This window comes from Haloarchaeobius litoreus (assembly GCF_024495425.1).
GTDB classification, from domain to species: Archaea; Halobacteriota; Halobacteria; order Halobacteriales; family Natrialbaceae; genus Haloarchaeobius; species Haloarchaeobius litoreus.
On the sequence record NZ_JANHJR010000003.1, the window covers coordinates 590,917 to 610,258 of the forward strand.

Sequence of the window (19,342 nt, forward strand, 5' to 3'; positions counted from 1 at the left end):
TCGCCTACCGACCGCGTGCGATACGTCCCCCGAACGACCACACGTTGAACCCCACCACTCCCCCGACAGCCGTGTCCCCATCACCGGTGCGTTCGAAGTACACGCGACCCCAAACGTATTCTGCCGAAGGCGCGGACACTCGAACATGGGCGACGCAGAACTGACCCACTACGAAGTCCGTGCATCGCGCGTCAGTCCGAAGCGAACCCGCGTCGACACCGGCGACGCTGAGTTCACCGTCGGCAAGGACGTGAACCCCGTGGAGTACTTCCTCGGGTCCGTCCTGGCCTGTCTCAACTCGACCGCGACGATGGTCGCCCGCGACATGGACATCGACATCGAGTCGCTGGAGGCGACGGTCGAGGGCGACGTGAACTACGCGACCTATCGAGGCGAGGACGTCGCGGACCGTGCCGGTCTCCAGGGGCTGGAAGTGACGCTCGCGGTCGAGACCGCGGGCGACGCCGACCTCGACGCCTGGCTCGCGGCCGTGAAGGACCGGTGTCCCGTCACCGACAACGTCGAGAACGAGACCGACCTCGCGGTCACCCTCGACTGAACTGTCCCGGCGACCGTCCGCGACGGCCCGGAGCGAGCCACGGACCGCCGTCCTGCCTCCCTCGACGTCCACGGTCGGACCCTCCCGCACGACGCCTCGACGGCGGAGCACCTGACCGTTCGACCGTCCTCCGACGTTTCAGGGCCAACACCACGGCACGTGCGCCAGCGATGCGGAACGGAGCGCTCGTGCGGTCACGGAGCCCTCCCCGTGTGCCGACGGGCCGGCTCGTCCGTGGTCAGAGCGGCGGGACGATGTACGCGTCGGTGGGCGTCGCCAGCTCGAGGACGCCCAGCGCGAGGGTCCCGAGCACCGCCAGGAGGACGACGGTCCGGACCGCCCACAGCCACAGCGTCGAGAGGTCCGGCAACCCCTCGGCTCCCCGGCGGACCTCGTCGACGGCGTCCCCGGCGACTATCCAGCCGACGAAGAAGACGACGAGAGACACCGTCAACGGGAGGAAGAGGTTCACGGCGATGGCGTCGAACCAGCCGAGCCAGTCGGTGTCCCACGCCGAGGGGACGCCGAGGACGAACAGGACGAGACCGAGCCCGCTGGCGACGACGGGCCGGGGGACGTCGTAGGAATCGACGAGGTAGGAGACGACCACCTCGAGTAACGAGATCGAACTCGACAGCGACGCGATGAGGACGATGAAGAAGAAGACGACCCCGACGGCGCCCCCGAAGGGGAGCTCCCCCAGCGCGGTCGGGACCGAGATGAAGATGGCACCCGGACCGGCCGTGTCCGGCGAGACGCCCTCCGCGAACAGGAGCGGGAAGACGATCAACCCGGCGAGGACCCCGACGAACGTGTTGAACGCGGCGATGGTCGCGCCGTCGACGACCAGGTTGTCGTCCTCGCCGATGTACGAGGCGTACGTGATCATGATCGAGAACCCCAGCGACAGCGAGAACAGCGCCTGTCCGACGGCCGCGGGCACGACGCTCCCGAGGTTCGCGACCAGGACATCGACGTCCGGCGCGAGGAAGTACGCGAACCCCTCGCCCGCGTTCGGCAGCGTCGCGCCGAACACCGCCAGTCCGATCATCAGGACCACGACGCTGGGGACCATGAACTTCGTCGCCAGTTCGATGCCGTCCTCGACACCGAGGGCCACGATACCGACGGTCAACCCCAGGAAGACGGCGTGGAGCGCGACGGCCTCGGGACCCGCCGAGACGGCCCCGAAGTACGCCGCGGGGTCGTCGACGTACCCGCCCGTGGCGCTCGCACCGATGTACCGGAGCACCCAGCCCCCGATCACGCTGTAGTACGACAGGACCCAGAAGCCGGTGAACACGCCCAGTGCGCCGGCGATCTTCCAGTTCGGTCGTCCGAGCTTCTCGAAGGCCGTGATCGCATTGATGTTCGCCCGGCGACCGACGACGAGCTCGGCGAGGATCGCGGGGATGCCGATCACCAGGACGGCGACCAGGTACACCACCAGGAACGTCGCGCCGCCGTTCTCCGCGGTCTGGAACGGGAACCGCCAGATGTTCCCGAGCCCGACCGCGCTCCCGATCGACGCAAGGAGGAATCCGATGCGCGTGGCCCAGGTCTCGCGTTCGACCATCCCTCACAACTTGGGTGATGGAGGAGGAAAAACTGGCGAATCCCGGGTTCCCGACGTGCCCACATCGACCGCTCGGAAGGCCCCCTTCTCGCGCCCCCGGTTCGTACTCGTGGAGCGCCCTCCGAGCCCAGTCCGAGCTCGGGGTCGGGGGACGGACAGCTGCTGCCGGACGCCGAACGGGGCGAACATGCACGCGCCGCCCCGCCGCACCTCGGCCACCGACTCCTCCCGTCGATTGGTGCCTGCAGCGTGACTGGCGCGGCCAGCGGCAGGTCAGCATCCGAGACGGGCAGAGGCGCGATTCGTCAGTTGTCTCCCCTCTCGACACCCACTATCCGAATCGGTCAGACTCGACGAGGGTTGCAGCATCCCGGTAGCTCCCGTAGAGTTCGGTGACGGCTCTCCGAACGGTCTCATCGTGGGATTCGAGCGCGGCACCACCTCCTTCGGGCCGCTTGTCCATTATCAGCACGGACCTATCGGTGATGAATAAGTTACACGGGATGTGGCCATCGTACGCGTAAACCGTGGCCCCGGCCTCGATGTACTCCTTCCATCGTGGCGGCTGTTTGTTCCGTTCTTGAAGGTACTCGACGAGCCCTCCAGCGAGCACGTGTTCCGCAGTCAATCGCCCCTCTACGACACCGGTCTCCATCGCCTCACCCGCCGGTAGCGGTGGCTCGAGGAAGGTCAGCACGCGAAACGAACGTGCGGCTCGAATCCGGTCGGCTAACTGCTCGACGAATTCGTACGGAGCGTTCGGTGACGGCCGGAGGACACGTGCATCGCTGAAGTGCCGCAGGTCGATCGATAGCTCGTCCATCGGGAGCCAGCCCACAGCATCACCGAGGCTTCGGATGGTCGCCATTGAAGCCACGAACGGCGCAAACACCTGAACGACAGTTCGCCCGGTCGGTGTTGCACGGTACTCACCGTCTGTCGTCCGCTCCACCCAGTTGCGTCCCTGGAACTCCTTGATGAGCCTCCCGATGGTCGTCGATGCGATACCGGTCCGTTCCCCCAGTTCCGACCGGGTAGCCGACCTTTCGGCAACAGCGCTGAGAAGCGGAAAGCGATTCTCCGAACGACCGAGGTACGCGATGTCCTCCATCGCGTCGTGAGGCATCTCGTTCGGATCCCCATGCATACCCCTCGTACCATGTGCAGTGTTATCAGTGTTCATGGTGTGGGTGACTCACTCAGTCCGTGGGCGGGACCGCCACGGAGTAAGTGTAGATAGGAGCCCGGTCTACCACTAGATGGCATTCGGAGGCCCACGTCATGGCAACAGTCCATCTCGATTCGGAAGCCATCGAAACGTTCGAACGACAGTTAGGCGGGACGCTGCTGAGACCGAGCGACCAAGGCTACGACGAGGCGACTTCGGTCTGGAACGCGATGGTCGAAAAAGAACCCACCCTCGTCGCGAGATGTCGGGGAGCGAGTGATGTGATTGCCGCGGTGACGTTCGCCCGAAACCGCGATCTGCGATTGGCCGTCAAGGGAGGGGGACACAACGTCGCCGGGAACGGACTGTGCGACGACGGGCTGGTGATCGACCTCTCGCCGATGGATGCCGTCCGGGTCGATCCTGCGGCACGGACGGCTCGGGTTCAGGGCGGGGCGACGATGGCCGACCTCGACCGCGAGACGCAAACACACGGCCTGGCGGTCACGGGCGGGATTATCTCATCGACCGGCGTGGCTGGACTGACACTCGGTGGGGGGTGGGGTCGGTTGGGACGAAAGTACGGCCTGGCCATCGACAATCTTCGCTCGGCCGACGTCGTCACCGCGGATGGGGACCTCGTCCAGGCAAGCGACGACCAGCACCCGGAGCTGTTCTGGGCACTCCGGGGCGGTGGGGGGAACTTCGGTGTCGTCACCTCACTCGAATTCGACCTTCACGAGGTCGGTCCGGAGATTCCCGGTGGGGTGTTGGCCTACACGCACGACGATGTAGCCGAGGTGCTCCGTTTCTATCGTGAGTTCGCTGCGGAGGCTCCCGACGCTGCCAGCGTCTACGCGGCCTTCATCCCGGCACCGCCTGAGCCTCGTTTCCCAGAGGAGCAGTGGGGAGAGACCCTTCTACTCTTTCGGCTGTTCTACGCCGGCGACCTCGAATCGGCAAAGGCGGTGTTCGAACCGTTTCGAGCGTTCGGTGAGCCGGTTATCAACTCGTTCGAACCGATGCCGTACGTCGAGTACCAGCAGATCTCCGACGACCTCTTCCCCGCAGGACGACGGTACTACTGGAAGTCGAACTACTTCGACGACTTACCGGACGGACTCATCGAGCAACTCGTTGCGCACGTCGAGGACCTCCCCACCCAGTATTCGTCGATATTCTTCGAGCATCTGGGAGGCGAGATCGGCCGGGTCGATTCGGACGCCACGGCCTACCCACACCGCGAGCCACTGTTTGCGATTACGGTGTCGCCAGCGTGGACCGACCCGGCCGATGACCAGGTACTCATCGAATGGGCACGAGACGTCTACGACGACCTGGCTGCGTACGCAAGCGACGGCGTCTACGTGAACGTACTGAGCAATGAAGGGGAAGCACGGGTCAGGGAGGCGTATGGCGAACACTTCGAGCGCCTCCGCTCGATAAAGACCGAGTGGGACCCCGAGAACGTGTTCAACGTGAACCAGAATATCGCGCCGAACAGATGATATCCGTTGCGACGGGGTCTCATTGCCTACGTAGGTCCGGTGGATGCTCGTGTGTACGTATCGATTCTCCGTGTCTACGGAATCCGGTTGAATGGGTGCTCTGTCACTGGCCTCGTAACGAATAATTAAACGGGTGAGTGTAGGGGTTGATACGTTTTCCCACCCATCTTCGATACGGGAGAAGTGCCCCCCACAAACAACGGTGAGCAGAGCACTCACCAATCTCCCACCCGCCACACTCCCAATCGTGTCCAGGGAACGTAGATTGGCTGTAAACAGCCAATCGATCTTTTGCCGTTCGGTGTAGGGGAATCACGTATCGACCATCCATTTGATCTGATCGGTATCTATCAAAGACGCCGTGCGAGATACAGGGGATTCGTTCAGCAGTGTCGTCGCATCGGGTTGGGCTGGAAGCGATAGACGCTGGAACGCGACCCCGGCGATTGCACTCGGGGAACTGGACCCGTTCAGTTGACCGCCTTCGACAGCTCCGCACCAGCTTTGAACTTCACATCGTTGCTCATCCCTGCAGCGGTGCCAAGATGGACGAGCGGGGCGTCCAGCGCCGTCGCGGTCACTTGAATCGGGCCGTCGCTGCCGTCGTCGCCATCGCCGCCCCCCACTTCACCGAGGACTTTCACGTTCACGGCGTTGAGCCCTCGGCGGCCCTGATCCGTCTGGAATGCCGCTGATGCCATCGACTCGATCAGTTCTGCTCCATTCATCTCGGTTCCCTGTCCCTGCGCGATACCGACCAACGAGCCCAACTGGCTCCGGTCGCGAGAGAACTGCCCGACGATGCGGTCCCCGTAGTCGTCGCTCTCGATATCCTCCGGCGTCACGCTCGCAACCTCGGTCTGACCCTCGTCGAACAGGAGCGTCACCGAATCCTCGAAGAGTGCACCCTCGTCGAGTATCCACCCCCCGGCGAAGATGACCTGGTCGTCGTGGTGGGTCCGCCGCACGTAGAACAGCCCAGGGAGTCGGCACGGGCAGTCCTCGGGCGTCACGGCCACGGGACAGACCAGCGTCTGCGAGTCTGATTCGCCGTCGTTGTCCGGCACCACCATGTCTCTGTCCTCGCCAAGGATGATTTCGCCGGTGACATCGGCCGTGAGGAAGACGCGTTTTCCGATGGTGTCGCTCGACACTGGCGCGGCACTGACCACAGCGCCCCCCGCGGTCCCGTAGCCGACGATGCCCCGGTTTGCGGTGCGGTAGGTGTCGAGTTCCGCCGAGAGGATGTTCTGACAGGTGATGTCCTCGTGGAGCGACACGAGGCCGTCAATCTGGAGACAGCCGTTCTCGTCGTACTCGATTCCCTGGCTACCGTATTGGTCGTGGAACGGTGCCCGTACACCGTCGGGCTCGCGTGAGGGGGCGAAGTACGCGAGCGCCCGGTCCAGTGTGAGTTCCTCGGCCAGTGAGCCACGATCACCCGGCAGCTTCGCGTCGGGCAGACAGATGGTGAACCGCTCTCCGATAGTCGACTCGTTCTCCAGATACTCGATGAGAGCGGCTTCGTTCATCTCGTCAGCGTCCGTCTCGCCGTCGGGACTCAGATTCCGTGGTGGTCTGCCCGCCAGGGCCTTCGGTGGAATCGGTGAAGCCGTATATTGCACGCTGGTCGACCAGCCTTCGAGTTCAATCTCGCGGGAGTCAGCCCGGACCGTCGCCGGCACCGCCCGAACCTCGGTATCAGCACCGACAGAGAACTGCAGTTCGTCATCCTCGGATTGCCCGTCGTTGTCAGTGCCCTGGTTCTGCGGCGGCGCTTGCCCGGCGTAGAACGCCGCTGGTGCGGACACCGTCGTCCCGACCACCTGCTCACCAGCCTGGTCCAGCAGTCCATCGACTGCACTGCAGCCAGCGAGGCTCCCTAGTGCGACAGCGCTACCCGCAGCGAGGACCGCTCGGCGCGTCGCCAGAGGAGTACTGCTGTCAGTATCTATGCCTTCGACGTTTGCACGACGCCCCCAATACATTATTTAGATAACATGTTGTGGAAGTATATAAGATAGTACTAGCATACTTCTACTCCATACGACGGATCGAAGATTCACCGACTTCGAATCAGTAACGGGACGAATTCTCGGGGTCCTATTCCGATCGAAAGTCACTCGCTGCGAGATACGCGCTGTGTATCTTGCACGCTATCGGAACACTCCTTTGAATTGTCAGAACGTTCTGTGGTCAATTCGCAAGGTGGGTCTACTACCAGGAGGGTACAACTGGCCACTCTCGAAGCCTACTTGATACGCAGACACATGCGATTAAGACATGAGTTTTATCAGACGTCTGTTCAACCAAGTTGACCAGTGGGCCAGCAATCTCTCTCGCGCCCGGTATGCAGTCTTTCTGGGTGCATCGGCGGCTACCGGCGTTCTCGTCGTTGGGCTACTCCTGAGTGAGGAGTTGTATATTGTTCAGGCGGTCGCGATGGGGGTCGTCATGCTCGTATTAGAGTACACGTTTGGAAAATTCCAGGCGGCAGAATAGTCGTCGTCGAATGAGGTCCGTGTTAGACTCGCACTACTCCCGAACACCCGTTCCAGTGGCGGGCGTATCGATCATAAGATGAACTGAGAGATCGAGGAATCAGGGTTCGCTGCACCACACACCTTCTGTGTTCTCCATTCCCGAGCGAACTCACAGCCGTTTTTTCTCGTCATGGACGACTGATGACGACCGAAGAAGAGTGCATCGACGCACTGCGTAAAGGTGGAGGAATTAACGAAGAGCTCCACATTCTATCAGAAGGGCATCAGAATTGCCGCGCGACGTTTTGATAACCAGTTCGGGAGAGAGGTGACGACCGTAATTGCCCTCAGGCTCGAACTCGCGCGATCTTGCCGTCTCGTAGCCACGTCTCGTATCGGTCCGTGAGTCCGCGTGAGTCGCGCAGGCGGAGCAATGTGTGTGGGAAGTCGCCTGGAAGCATCACGTCGAGAGTGTAGAGCGGTTCGTCGTCGAGACCGCCGTTCTCGCGGCGTGGCTGGACCAGCGTCTCACACTCCTTCCCGAACGCAGGCGCGTGGCCTGCCTGGTGGACGCGCAGCACCCGCGGCGCGTCCGGGCACACGTACACCTCGTTTTCGAGCGTGTAGCCCCGGAGACAACGCGTTTCCAGCCACACGCGTAGCCCGCGGACGAACGCCCCTGAAGCGATAGCTCGACCGGGTCCCCCGCCGGGGCCATGGTGGGCGTCGAAGGCCTTGATGTATCGGTACCAGTCGAATTCGTACTCGACGAGTGTGGGGCTGTCGCGCTCTTCAACTCCGGGTCTATGTCTAGCTGCCTGGATCGACGAGATGGCCCGGTGCCATAGCGACAGCACGGCGATGGCGAGGGCACCGGCGAGGAGGACACCGGTAGCCCGACAGACCTCTCCGAACACCGCGCGGAGGGCGTTGCCCTTGGAGGCTGGGGACATGGTTGCGCATCAACAGAGGATGGAATAGGCTTTGTGTCGACCGGGCAGAAGATATATGCGCCTCAGGTTCTCCCCCTCGGTTGTGTGCGTCGTCCTGTTTACGAGTGCGGAACCGCTCTATCTCCCCCGATACCTCCAGCCGATCTTCGAGGCTCACGCAGACACTATCGACCAGGTGGTCATCGCCCCCTTCGACGCATCCCCAGCTGAGCAACTACGCTCGCAGGCAGGCATGTACGGTGCCCGCGCTGGCATCCGGATGGCACTCCGCTACGGACGGAGTCGGGGGCTTGACGCGTTGCCCGGGCAGGTCGCCCGGCGTGTCACCGGGCGGTATCACTCGGTTCCGTCGGTCGCGAGAGCCCATGGCATCCCCGTCGAGCGCATCCCCGACGTGAGTGACCCGACGTTCGTCGAGCGTATGGAGGACCTCGCACCGGACCTTCTGCTCTCGATCGTGGCGGGCCAGCGACTTCCCGGGCCGGTCCTGGAGAGCGCCAACGACGCGGTGAACCTTCACGGGTCACTACTGCCGAAGTACCGCGGCCGGGCGACCGCCTTCTGGCCGCTGTTCTACGGCGACGACCGAACGGGTGTCACAGCACATCGTATGACCGAGCGCTTCGACGCAGGCCCGATTCTCGCCCAACGGGCGTTCCCCCTCGACAACGCCGACACCGTCGATACGGTATACCGCAAACTCGCCAAGGTGGGCGCCTCGCTCGTTGTCGAGTTGCTTGCCGCCTATCCAGAATTGCCAGCCGAGCGCCCCAACGGGACGACCCCGGCAGACTACCACGGGCTTCCGGGCCCAGAGGAGCGACGCCTGTTCTACGAGCGCGGCAACGCGTTTCTCTGATGAGCCCTCTATGACCGATACGCATCTACACCGAACCGCCGTTTCAGCGGTGAGCGTCTCGGTCTGAGAGGGCCTCAACAGCGCTAGAAATCACGGTCGCTGCACCATACACGTCCTGCCCGCTCGATTCCCGAGCGCACCAGCAGCCAGTTTATTCGTCGGCACGACCGACTGATGACGACCGAAAAAGAGTGCATCGACGCACTGCGTGAAGCTGCTTCGAAACTGGGCGAATCACCCACCAAAGCGGCGTACGAGGAACTCGGATTACAACCCGCGTCCGGGACGATCATCAGGACGATGGGTGGCTGGAACGATGCGAAAGAGGCGGCCGGGTTGGAGACGTACTACGCTGGCCAGTTCGGTGGCGACGACGTCGAACCGAAACCCGACGACATCGAACTCCCCGAGGACGTGACGTGGGAGGAGCTGTCAGACAACCAGCGCTGGTACTACAAGAACCGACAGCAGGAGATCGAGAAGAAGGACCGACGACGCGCCGAACTGCGGTCCTGGCTCCACGAGTACAAACTACAGCAGTGTGCCTGCGTCCGCTGTGGCGAAGGCGACCCAGCCTGCCTCGACTTCCATCACACCGGCGAGAAGGAGATGGGCATCGCTGAGATGGTCATGTACGGATACAGCCGAGAATCGATACTGGAGGAGATAGAGCGTTGTGAAGTGCTCTGTGCGAACTGCCACCGGAAAGAGCACTACGTGGAACCCTAACGCGGCTTGTACATCAGATTCACACGACCCTATTGTCGGTTACGAACAACTATGCTGACCGAACCCTAGCACATCGAATCCCTCCGAACGACAGTCACATAACTCGGTCGCTCACCGATGGAAACAGCGGGCATGAATATGGCAGCAGTAGAGATATATCACCACCCTTCGCCGGAACACATGCTGTGTATCTCTACACACCGGATCAGATAGACCGGGAGCGCGCACATCACCAGGCGGTCATCCAGGGGTCCGAGGATGTCGACGTCAAGCGCATCGGCAACCTCGGAGAGCTGGCGTTCGAGCAGTTCTGCCGTGAGTACCTCCCCGTCGAGATGTGGGAGTGGAAGAACGAGGAAGCCCTCCGTCGCTGCAACCCCGAGAGTTTCTCCGGCTACGACTTCGAGGTGTTCGGCTACGAGATCGACGTGAAGACCTCGCGGGACGTCTCCGCGTTCCGACCAGCGAACATGCTCGAGAACGACCCGGACGACGACATCGTCGTCATGGTCTGGCACCGAGACAACGAGGACGGGCTCATCCTCCTGGGCTGGGAGCGAACCGAGACCCTGAAATCGAAGGTCGAAACCCAGGAGGAGTACTCCGGTGAAGAACCCGAGAAGCTCGCACACCTCTCCGCGAGACCCATGAACGAGCTGCACGACCTCGGGCCGAACACCGCCCACCTCAACCAGAAACCCGAGAACCCGTTCTCGCCCGGCGACAGAGTCACCAAAGCCGGTGACGACGACGCATCCGTCGCGGTCGTCGTCGAAGTCCTCCCACCGGAGAAGAACACGACCGCGTTCGGACAGACGATGGACGGCGAAGCCGTCAACGTGGCGTTCCCCGAGATGCTTGACGACGGCCCCGGTGACTGGCGGACGATCCCACCCGCGAAGCTCGCCTCCTACTGCGACGACCAGAGCATCAGGCTCTACACCTACAAGCACACCAACCTCAAACACGCAGAACAGCCGTTCACTCCCGGCGATCACGTCATCAAACCGGATTACGACGACCCCGATCTCGCCGTCGTCGTCGAAACGAACGACGAGCACAAAAAGGACATCAGCGTCGCGTTCCTCCATCAGCTCGAGGACGTGGTCGACGACGACTTCTACCACCAGCCGAACGAGCTCTCCTCGTTCTGTGACGAGAACGGTGTCAGCGTGTACTCTTTCGCTTCCTCGGTGCTCGAGTTCGAACACCAGTACTGAGATAGTCGGCACGTGACGCGGGTTCTATAGGACGCTTCGGCACTGCGAGGTGCTTGATGACACGGACTTCTGTCGATACGTGATCTGTGTGAAGCCAGCTCAACGAGAATCCAGTCACGCTCCTATTCGGTCGGCTCGAAGTGTGCATGCCTGACTTCAGAGACAGCGGACAGCGTCCCTACACAGACACACGCCAGCCAGTTTGTCCGGTCACGAACGGGTGATGACGACCGAATCAGCCTGCATCGAAGCCCTCCAAACGGCTGCGCAACGCCTCGATGAATCCCCCACGAAAGCCGCCTACGAGGAGCTCGGACTGCGTCCAGCATCGGCCACCATCATGCGGACGATGGGTGGCTGGAACGACGCGAAAGAAGCTGCCGGACTCGACACACACCCCTCCTCCGGGACCCGCGTCGGCTCCAAGCCCGACGACCTCCCTGCCGACGTCGACGACGCCTGGGAGTCGCTTACCGTCGACCAGCGCTGGCACTACCGGAACCGGAAATGGAACACCGAACGGACGCTCGAACGACGTGCGTCGCTCCGTCGCTGGATCCACGAGATCAAACGCGAGAGTAACGGCTGTACGCGGTGTGACGTGTCCACTCCAATCTGTCTCGACTTCCATCATCGTGAGGGAGAGCAGAAGGAGATGGCTGTGAACAAGATGGTCCCCCACGGCTACTCGAGGGCGGATATCCGTGCCGAGATCGAGAAGTGCATCCTCCTCTGTGCGAACTGCCACGCTCGCGAACACACGGCCCGAATCGAATCCTCCAGCGAACAGAGAACGAAAGAGGACCGTCTCCGATCTTGGACTCGAACGTACAAGCGAGAGCGAGGATGTCGACAGTGTGAGGAGCGTGACCCGCGTTGCCTCCAGTTCCACCACGTCGCGGAGAAGACACTGGGCGTCGGAGCCATGATCGCGAACAGCTATCCCGAATCGGCGGTCCGGGACGAGGTGGAAAAGTGCGAGGTCCTCTGTGCGAACTGCCACCGTCGGGAGCACCTCGATGCGCCGACCGATGCAGGAGAAAGCGACAGGATTTAGTAACCCAGTCTCCTCCACTCGAGTGAAGTCCTGTGGTGTAGTGGCCAATCATGAAGCCTTCTGGGGGCTTCGACGGAGGTTCGAATCCTCCCAGGACTACTCCTTCCGACGGCCAATTTCTTCGAGCGGTGCGTATCGTTCTCGGGTGTTCCGCGGAATCTCTCCCAACTCCGAACCGTCACCTCAGTCTGTTCCGGAGGTTCTTCACCGTGAACATCCTGGTCAGCCCAGGTGTGTCGATCCTGAACTGGTGTGGGGGAGTGGTCTTCGAGTACGTCTTCTCGACACGGGGGTCGCCTTCGGGTGGGTCGTTCAGCGCAGCCAGCACTTTGTGGCCATCGGGCTGGCTCGTGACGACCCAGATTGCTTCGTCGACGTCGGCGTCGGCGATCTTGTCGTAGTCCTCCGGGACGGCGCGGATGAGGTCGTGATTGACTCGTTCGGCTTCGACTGCGACGATGATGTCTCCGTCGTCGTCGACGCCGGCGAGGTCGAGCCGGCGTTTCTCGTCGATGTCGTGGTACGGAACGGTCTCCGTGACCCGCGAGTCGGGGTTCGCAACGTACTCCTGTTCGAGGTAGCGTCGTGCAATCTCGACGGCGAGCACGTGGAGGGAGGACTCTTCGAGGTCGCCGGCGCCGTGGCCGTAGTCGATGCCCTGACGGTAGCTCTCGCCGATGACCTTCCGACCCTCGGGTGAGACGGTGTAGAGCCTGTGCGGGTGGTCTGTATCGTGCCGGACCAGGTCTTCGTCGATGAGGTCCTGCACTGCGCCGTTGTCGATGCCGACGTACTCCGTGAGTCGGATCATCGAGTCGTTGAGCAGGTCGTACTCCAGCGGGTCGTACCGTAACTGCTGTGCGTTGTAGACGGCCTGCATGAACAGCAGCTGTTCGATACTCCAGTCGGCGTCTGTGAGCTCTTCGGCGGTGAGTTTCAGGTTGAGGTTGCAGACGGGGATGTCGTCCCTGTCAGTGTCGTCGAGTGACGAGCAACACTCGATGGCGCGTTTCATCCCCTTGATGTCGGGGTCGTAGCGGTTCTCGCACTCTGTACAGTTGAGGGCGTGGGTCGAATCGTCGTACGTGACGGTCGAGGGCATGCGCTTCGTGTGGGGGAGCGCGGAGTCGGTACGGGGGCTGGTGTCGGCTGGTTGTGGGTCCGGTTCGGGGTCAGTGATCGGTTCGACCGTGGTACTGGGCGAGTCCAGCACGAGGCCAGCGGACTCGAGCGTTCGTTCGTGGACGTCGAGCTTTGCGTCCTGGAACTTCCACTCCTCTCTCCGGGATGGATTGTGGCCGTGGGCCGGATGGCCTGCGGGCGGAGCGACGGACTCGACGGTGAACGGCCGTGGTTCCGGTTGACCGTATGCGGCTGGGAGTTTCACCATCCACTGGCCGCGCTGGAGTGCACGGAGGCGGTTTCCCACGTCTCTGGCGTCCATGTCGTCCGTGGCTAATCGAGCGGCGAGCTCTCTGTCGCGGGGCACGTTGCCCGTGACGACCGTCGAGACGTTGTTCAGGATCTCGTCGTAGGTTCGTCTGTCCTCCTTGAGCTGGGCGGGGAACTGCATGGCGAGCGTGACCGAGCAGCCGAAGCTGCGTGCTTGCGCGAGTAACTCTTGCAGGAGGTCGGAGTCGGCGACGCTGGCGGCCTCCTCGATGTAGAGGTTCGCGAGTTGCGGGTCGCCGTTGGACCGGCGCAGGCGGCGTCTCAGCGCCGTCCAGAGGTTCGACAGCATCACGAGCGTAAGCACGCGCTGTGCAGCCGGCCGGAGCGAGCCCGTGTCGAGGATGATGACGACGTTCTCGTCGAGGTAGTCGACAAGGTCGAAGTGTGGGTCGTCGCCTTCTGGCACGTGGTCGAAGATCGCGGCGAGTCGTTGGTCGATGGGGATCTTCTCGATGCGGTTCGCAACCCCCTGCATGATCTCGTCGAACGACCGTGCGCGGTTCGCCGTGACTCCCGCAAGCATCCGTTCGAGGTCCGGGTCAGAGACCGCCGGTGCAGTCTGTCCTTCGTGGAGCTGGCGGACCGCTGCGTGTAGCTCTCGATGTGAGAAGGCGTCGGAGCCGTTCACTGGGTCGTAGAGCGCCTTCACCATGTAGCGAATCACGTCCGGTGAGCGAACGGCGCGTTCGAACCGCTCCGTACCCATGACCTGCCCCAGAATCTCGAGGTAGTGGTCGACGCTGTCCTCGACCGCGGTCTCACCAGACGAGAGTTACATCGACGCTACCCTTCGAATCGGATTCGCAAGAGCGCTCTCGAGCGCGGAAGTCCACTCCATCAGTTCGCCGAAGACGAGGACTATTTGGACTGGTTCGCCCTTCCCGGGAAGTTCACCACTATTGACGATATCTGAAGGAGATTTAACGTAGTAAATGGTACCAGTATCCATGCATCGACGAAAAGCCCTCCAGCTACTCTGTGGGACAGCAATTCTACCTGCTGCCGGCTGTCTCTCCAGCAGTGCTGACCCAGAAAGTACGACAACGGCCGGCTCGAATCACGGTGTGGTCGAATCAGTCGGTATGATTAACGAAGACACGGACGAACACGTCGCAACGATCACCGTTGAACGCAACGAAGAAACTATCCTGCACACGGAGGCAACCCTCGCAGCGACGGGGAACAATATGGACAGCCGATTCTACTACAACGAGTTCCCGTCGGAACCAGCGGCGTATCGGCTCGAAATCGTCCTAGAAAACGGCAGCAGTCAAAGCCTCTCACCACGGTTCACTGCTTCAGAGTGCCCGAAGAATTATAATTCGTTCATCAGGGAAGGCGGGCGCCTGTCTTCGTTCTATTCGGAAGCGAACTGCTAGTCAGATCGCTGACTACGCCCATTTTCCGACGCTGGACGAACGCACCTGCACTCGGGTTGCTCCACTACAGAAATTCAATCGCGTCGAGAGCCTGGGGGACAGCTGTGCGACCGACGGTCCGTTCGGGGTGGACTCCTCGGGTTGCGCGCGCTCCGGCCGTGCAGACCGTTCCTGCCGGGCCCGGGCTTTCGCGTTTCCGTTGCGTCTCCGACGGACGGGACACGGTCCTGGGCCGGGTCGGGCCGAGTGCAGCCGCCCGATACCGGACGCACCCGAGAGCGGGCCTGCGAGCACTCGGCCCGCGACCGGGTCCGACCGGGACCGGACCGGCTGCATCTTCGCCTGCGAGCGCCGACGCTCGAACCCGCTCTCGCGTCGACGCTCGCTGCGGCCTTGTGCGAGGCCGTCCACCGACGTAAACCGTGCTGCTTGCCGTCTCTGTCCCGCCTTGCGTTGCGTCTGGCGACGGACGCGGCGATACAGACCCGCGGGTCAGCAGGATTACGTCGGTGAGCGCGCGCGCACCGCGAGCTTCCACCCCTCACTGGTCTGTCTGGGAGTGTCGCCGGCGTCGCGGCGCGCCAGTACTACACCGAAGGCGCGCCGCGACCGCCTCGGGGACAACGTCCCTGGGAGGACGATGTGACGAAAGCCACGGCTGGAGAGTCGTGATGTCGGAAGAAGACGCCGAGTGAGCGCCTTCAGCGGTACCTAGCAAGATACCAATGTCTAGTAGAAACACGATCCGTGATGAAGGTTCGGACGCACAGACGACTCAACAGCTGACCATCGGGGAGGCCATCGATGACGAAAGCGGGCTGCTAGCGGAAGCGGAATGTGGGGAGCACGACCCAGAGCTGCGACCCACGGTGGAACTCGAGAAGCAAGGTCGAATCGACTACGACTGGAGCCGGAAAGCCGGGCTGGACCATCCCTACGGAACGACGCTCGAAGCGGAGGAACGGCGGCTGGGTGAGGAACGAGAGTTAGACCGGTATCGAGACCGTGCGCTGGCGGCTGATAGGGCGGGCCTCGACCGAGAGCGGTCATGCAGGGTGCAGACGGAGTGGGAATCGAGCGGGCGCGTCCGTGACTTCAGAGAACGGGGCGTCCTCGGGAGCGGCGGCGACCCCGACGTCGATCCTCGTGAACGACTCGACGCGGAGACCCTGGGCGGGGTGAACCGATACGGCATGCATCTGGCGGAGCGCTTCCGTGGGCCCACTCGGGCAACCTACGCGAAGCAACTCGCGGAGAAGGTGGCATGCCAGAACATGGGGTTGACGGCAGCCGTTCTGAAGACGAACGAGGAGGTGGCGAAGGGCACGGACGCAATCCAGCCCATCGGGACCATCGCAGAGTGGATGGGCCATCCCAAGTACTCGATTCAGGCGAACGTCGAAGCCGAAATGACGACGCTCTACCAGCCAGCGGCGGTCAACCAACAACAGGTCGGCGTGCTCGAAGACGGCTCAGGAACGGCGAAGGTGACGATCTGGAAGCGCTCCCAGGTCGGGACGGTGCTCCGCGAGGGAGACCGGATTCGGCTCTTGAACTGTGAGGTCGGCTGGTACGGCGGCCAGCCGACGCTGGCATGCACGTCGGAATCGGAGGTTTCCGTGCTCGAACGCGGCGACGGTCCGAGCCCGCGAAACGGGACGGTGACCCACGCGAACTTCAGCGGCGGGTCGAGGCGACAGAAACTGGACGTGCTCAGGGGCTGAGCTCGGGAACGGTCGCTCGGCCACCAACGGCTCTCTTTTTTGCCATCGCTTCGCTGGTCAGGGGACGGGTCATCATCGAACCGGTTGGGACGGTCTTCGTCGCCCTGGCACCGCGTCCCCTCCTCCCCACCCACCGCTCCGTGCTCGCTCGCGAGACTCACTCCGTGCCTCCGTTCGTCTCACTCGCTGTGCGCACAGCCACGACCTTTCTCATTTGAAGTCAGATTGTATCTTCCTGAGGTGGATTGTGAGTAAGTGTGCGGGTCTATCAAGAACTGGGCAGCGGGTGTAGAATCTGTTCCCCCGAACTCGCTTGGAGGGTATCGCCAACGCATTAGACGAGTATACGACACACCATAGTGCGATGGAGGCGGATTAAACACTACTGTATCCCCCAGAACGTAGATCTAAACCAATCGACGCGTCCTCTACGCCCAAGAGAACTGGGGTACTAACTCTGAGGTCAGGTCAACAGAGCGAACGTGATTGGACGTGGCCGCTACTATCGTATCGGTGTTTCTCAGTCGACCTGTTCGATGTCGAGTAGCGGTTCATCACCAATTGAGACGTCCAACTCTGTGGTTTCTCTGTGGGTGAACCGATGACTATCTTCGGTCGATAATGACGAACCGCTGGCCTGTACCGTTTCACGTCCGAGCGTCACTTCGTCTGGCCCGTCGAGTGTCGCGTCGATAGAGACGTGAAGTTGAAACTCTCGATTAGTCGGCGCTGGAATTCCGAGTTCCTGGGGCTCGTCAGGAGTGCTGGTGAAGTCTGCGGAGAGGAACTCATCATCCCCGGACCGGAGCGTCAGTGATGTCTGTGCGTCGCTTCCCAACGAATTCGACACGGTGATTCGAACAAAACCTTCTTGTTTCATACTATTATCACTAATTGACTCGTTGTCTATATTCGATTCTGGAAAAACGGTAGAAACACTACCTAAACCAGTTAATACCGCCAAATTCGATAACACTGTTCTTCGCTCCATACATAGGAATAGTGGCGAAGTACTGAATATTTTATGCCTGAATCAGCGGGCTCTGAACGGCCCGAAGCTAACATCAAGATCGCGTTGGATTGCGAATGCTGCAGTGCCGAAGTCCACTGGTGTGTTATTGACAACCGTGCTCCCATTCACCATCCCAGCCACGACCGTGTGTGGGATGTTAATCGGGTAAATTCCAACCCAGGGACCACCCGAGTCACCTCCCTGCGCGACCTGTTCCCGTAGGACTTGGTCCTGCATCTGAATCGAGGAAGTCGACCCGTCTGGCGCCTGGCATTGAAGCGTGAAGTCGACCTCGGGGGCGTAAATCTCTGGGTTGGTGTCACACGTCGAACACCCATATTGAGACCAGGGGCTCGAGTTGACTGCGTCGGCGATCGAATCACGGGTATAGTATGCCCCAACTGGATAATCGTCGATGTGACCCTCGATCGTATTAGATATCCCATCTCGGTCACTGTTCTGACCGACTTCGATGGTCATCGCATCCAGGTTCGGGTCTGCATCGGCGACCGTCCCGAAGTCATCTCCCCATTGCTCTACGGTTGTACCTTCCTGATCCGACTCGTCGCAAGGTAGTGCAACGCCATGGCGACAGGTCAACATCCGGGGCTCGTCGCTGTTGTTATAGACCCGGCAAGTGGCGGTGTAATAGGAATCTGCCGGTACCATATCCTGTCTGTTCAGCGCAACCCCACCGGGTACCGTTTGGTACTCCTGCTGCCAGCAGTCTTTGAACTCGATCGGAATCTGATCGACAGCCTGAACACCGACACCGTGGCGTTCAGCAGCAATCTGGGCATCGTCTCTGGGACCCTCTGCGATCCCCATTACGACAGGTTTCCAGCGACCATCGACCTCATCGCCGTCAGGCACGATCGCCGTGATCGAACTTCCCTTGGTGTCTTTGAGGAGCTCACTCATCCGTTGCTTCTCACGACGGGCGGTCTGGAGCTGGTGATACCAGTCTTCGCTCACTCGCTTCGTCTCGATTGCCCGGTCCCGCTGTCGAATAGTCACGATTTCAGTCTTCCGTGAATCTCGAATCGAGCCGACAGCAGTGCCGGACCCTGCGACGAGTCCTATTCCAGTGACCGTCCCACTGGTGGCTTTCAGAATGTCACGTCGATTGGTTTCGATACCTGCTCCTTCGGTCTGTGCTTCGCCATCTTCTGGCTTGTACTCTGTCATAATTTGAGTACACTCAGAAATTTGTCGTAGTATATAATTTATACTTTTATTCTAGAAATCAACAATTTTATAGAGTGTAATAATTATACGAGAGCATTGGAGAGGCAACACATAAACAGTAAATGTGTATTAATGTACGCCCCTAACGAAAACAAATATTTCTCAAGCAACAATGCTAGAATTGCTATTATAGTTCTCTCTTTGCGTTCTTTTGATACTCCTGGGTATCTCGCTGGGTAAGCAAATCCAATACCGGCCGATCTGGACGCAACTAATCACACCAAGCGAACCGAGATTAGCGCAGCAATCAACGGGCAACGAACAGATTCGAATCTTCTGAGCCGACGGAATCATGGGTCGCCTGGAACGACCAGCTTCAGAGCTTCCAGCTGGCACCGATTCCGTCGACCTCGAACGTCCGTGGCAGCTTCCGACCTAATTTGTTCTGATGCTCGTTGGACCTTTCAGCGAACGA

16 protein-coding genes and 1 tRNA gene are annotated in these 19,342 nt (G+C 61.2%); 10 read left to right on the top strand and 7 right to left on the bottom strand.

The window, feature by feature from the left end:
- The first annotated feature begins 145 nt into the window (after positions 1-145).
- The gene (locus tag NOW55_RS15470) at positions 146-559 is read left to right on the top strand and encodes an OsmC family protein (protein WP_256401012.1); all 414 of its coding nucleotides are present in this window, start codon (positions 146-148) and stop codon (positions 557-559) included.
- Positions 560-797: 238 nt separating this feature from the next.
- Here the strand turns inward: NOW55_RS15470 and NOW55_RS15475 are convergent, their stop codons facing one another.
- Together NOW55_RS15475 and NOW55_RS15480 are read right to left on the bottom strand one after the other, a co-directional pair.
- Positions 798-2,135, bottom strand: coding sequence for a sodium-dependent transporter (locus tag NOW55_RS15475; RefSeq protein ID WP_256401013.1), 1,338 nt, complete (start codon positions 2,133-2,135; stop codon positions 798-800).
- A gap of 331 nt (positions 2,136-2,466) precedes the next feature.
- Positions 2,467-3,282, bottom strand: coding sequence for a helix-turn-helix transcriptional regulator (locus NOW55_RS15480; RefSeq protein WP_256401014.1), 816 nt, complete (start codon positions 3,280-3,282; stop codon positions 2,467-2,469).
- A 134-nt stretch (positions 3,283-3,416) separates the two neighbouring features.
- Between NOW55_RS15480 and NOW55_RS15485 the strand changes: the two genes are divergently transcribed.
- Entirely contained in the window at positions 3,417-4,811 is a 1,395-nt protein-coding gene (locus NOW55_RS15485) for an FAD-binding oxidoreductase (RefSeq protein ID WP_256401015.1), read from the top strand.
- Positions 4,812-5,281: 470 nt separating this feature from the next.
- Here NOW55_RS15485 and NOW55_RS15490 read toward each other — a convergent pair whose 3' ends face one another.
- Positions 5,282-6,799: a hypothetical protein gene (locus NOW55_RS15490; protein ID WP_256401016.1), complete on the bottom strand. Its 1,518-nt coding sequence runs from the start codon at positions 6,797-6,799 to the stop codon at positions 5,282-5,284.
- A 295-nt stretch (positions 6,800-7,094) separates the two neighbouring features.
- Between NOW55_RS15490 and NOW55_RS15495 the strand changes: the two genes are divergently transcribed.
- Complete coding sequence (locus NOW55_RS15495; protein ID WP_256401017.1) at positions 7,095-7,313, top strand: hypothetical protein; 219 nt, start codon at positions 7,095-7,097, stop codon at positions 7,311-7,313.
- A 328-nt stretch (positions 7,314-7,641) separates the two neighbouring features.
- Here NOW55_RS15495 and NOW55_RS15500 read toward each other — a convergent pair whose 3' ends face one another.
- Entirely contained in the window at positions 7,642-8,247 is a 606-nt protein-coding gene (locus tag NOW55_RS15500) for a hypothetical protein (protein WP_256401018.1), read from the bottom strand.
- A gap of 82 nt (positions 8,248-8,329) precedes the next feature.
- On the opposite strand from NOW55_RS15500, the gene NOW55_RS15505 reads away from it, so the two are divergent.
- From NOW55_RS15505 to NOW55_RS15525, 5 genes are all read left to right on the top strand, one after another.
- Entirely contained in the window at positions 8,330-9,106 is a 777-nt protein-coding gene (locus NOW55_RS15505; RefSeq protein ID WP_256401019.1) for a methionyl-tRNA formyltransferase, read from the top strand.
- A gap of 174 nt (positions 9,107-9,280) precedes the next feature.
- Entirely contained in the window at positions 9,281-9,835 is a 555-nt protein-coding gene (locus NOW55_RS15510) for a homing endonuclease associated repeat-containing protein (protein ID WP_256401020.1), read from the top strand.
- 185 nt (positions 9,836-10,020) lie between these two features.
- On the top strand, positions 10,021-11,055 hold the full coding sequence (locus tag NOW55_RS15515) for a DUF7961 domain-containing protein (RefSeq protein WP_256401021.1): 1,035 nt from the start codon (positions 10,021-10,023) through the stop codon (positions 11,053-11,055).
- A 223-nt stretch (positions 11,056-11,278) separates the two neighbouring features.
- The gene (locus NOW55_RS15520) at positions 11,279-12,112 is read left to right on the top strand and encodes a homing endonuclease associated repeat-containing protein (RefSeq protein WP_256401022.1); all 834 of its coding nucleotides are present in this window, start codon (positions 11,279-11,281) and stop codon (positions 12,110-12,112) included.
- 26 nt (positions 12,113-12,138) lie between these two features.
- Positions 12,139-12,211, top strand: a tRNA-Gln gene (locus tag NOW55_RS15525).
- 79 nt (positions 12,212-12,290) lie between these two features.
- On the opposite strand, the gene NOW55_RS15530 is transcribed toward NOW55_RS15525, so the two are convergent.
- On the bottom strand, positions 12,291-14,270 hold the full coding sequence (locus tag NOW55_RS15530; protein ID WP_256401023.1) for a TraM recognition domain-containing protein: 1,980 nt from the start codon (positions 14,268-14,270) through the stop codon (positions 12,291-12,293).
- Positions 14,271-14,511: 241 nt separating this feature from the next.
- Here NOW55_RS15530 and NOW55_RS15535 point away from each other — a divergent pair, with 241 nt between their 5' ends.
- Positions 14,512-14,943, top strand: coding sequence for a hypothetical protein (locus NOW55_RS15535; protein ID WP_256401024.1), 432 nt, complete (start codon positions 14,512-14,514; stop codon positions 14,941-14,943).
- 725 nt (positions 14,944-15,668) lie between these two features.
- The gene (locus NOW55_RS15540; protein WP_256401025.1) at positions 15,669-16,667 is read left to right on the top strand and encodes a single stranded DNA-binding domain-containing protein; all 999 of its coding nucleotides are present in this window, start codon (positions 15,669-15,671) and stop codon (positions 16,665-16,667) included.
- A 520-nt stretch (positions 16,668-17,187) separates the two neighbouring features.
- Here the strand turns inward: NOW55_RS15540 and NOW55_RS15545 are convergent.
- Together NOW55_RS15545 and NOW55_RS15550 are read right to left on the bottom strand one after the other, a co-directional pair.
- The gene (locus NOW55_RS15545; RefSeq protein ID WP_256401026.1) at positions 17,188-17,658 is read right to left on the bottom strand and encodes a hypothetical protein; all 471 of its coding nucleotides are present in this window, start codon (positions 17,656-17,658) and stop codon (positions 17,188-17,190) included.
- Positions 17,659-17,700: 42 nt separating this feature from the next.
- Entirely contained in the window at positions 17,701-18,867 is a 1,167-nt protein-coding gene (locus NOW55_RS15550; protein WP_256401027.1) for a hypothetical protein, read from the bottom strand.
- Positions 18,868-19,342 lie beyond the last annotated feature (475 nt).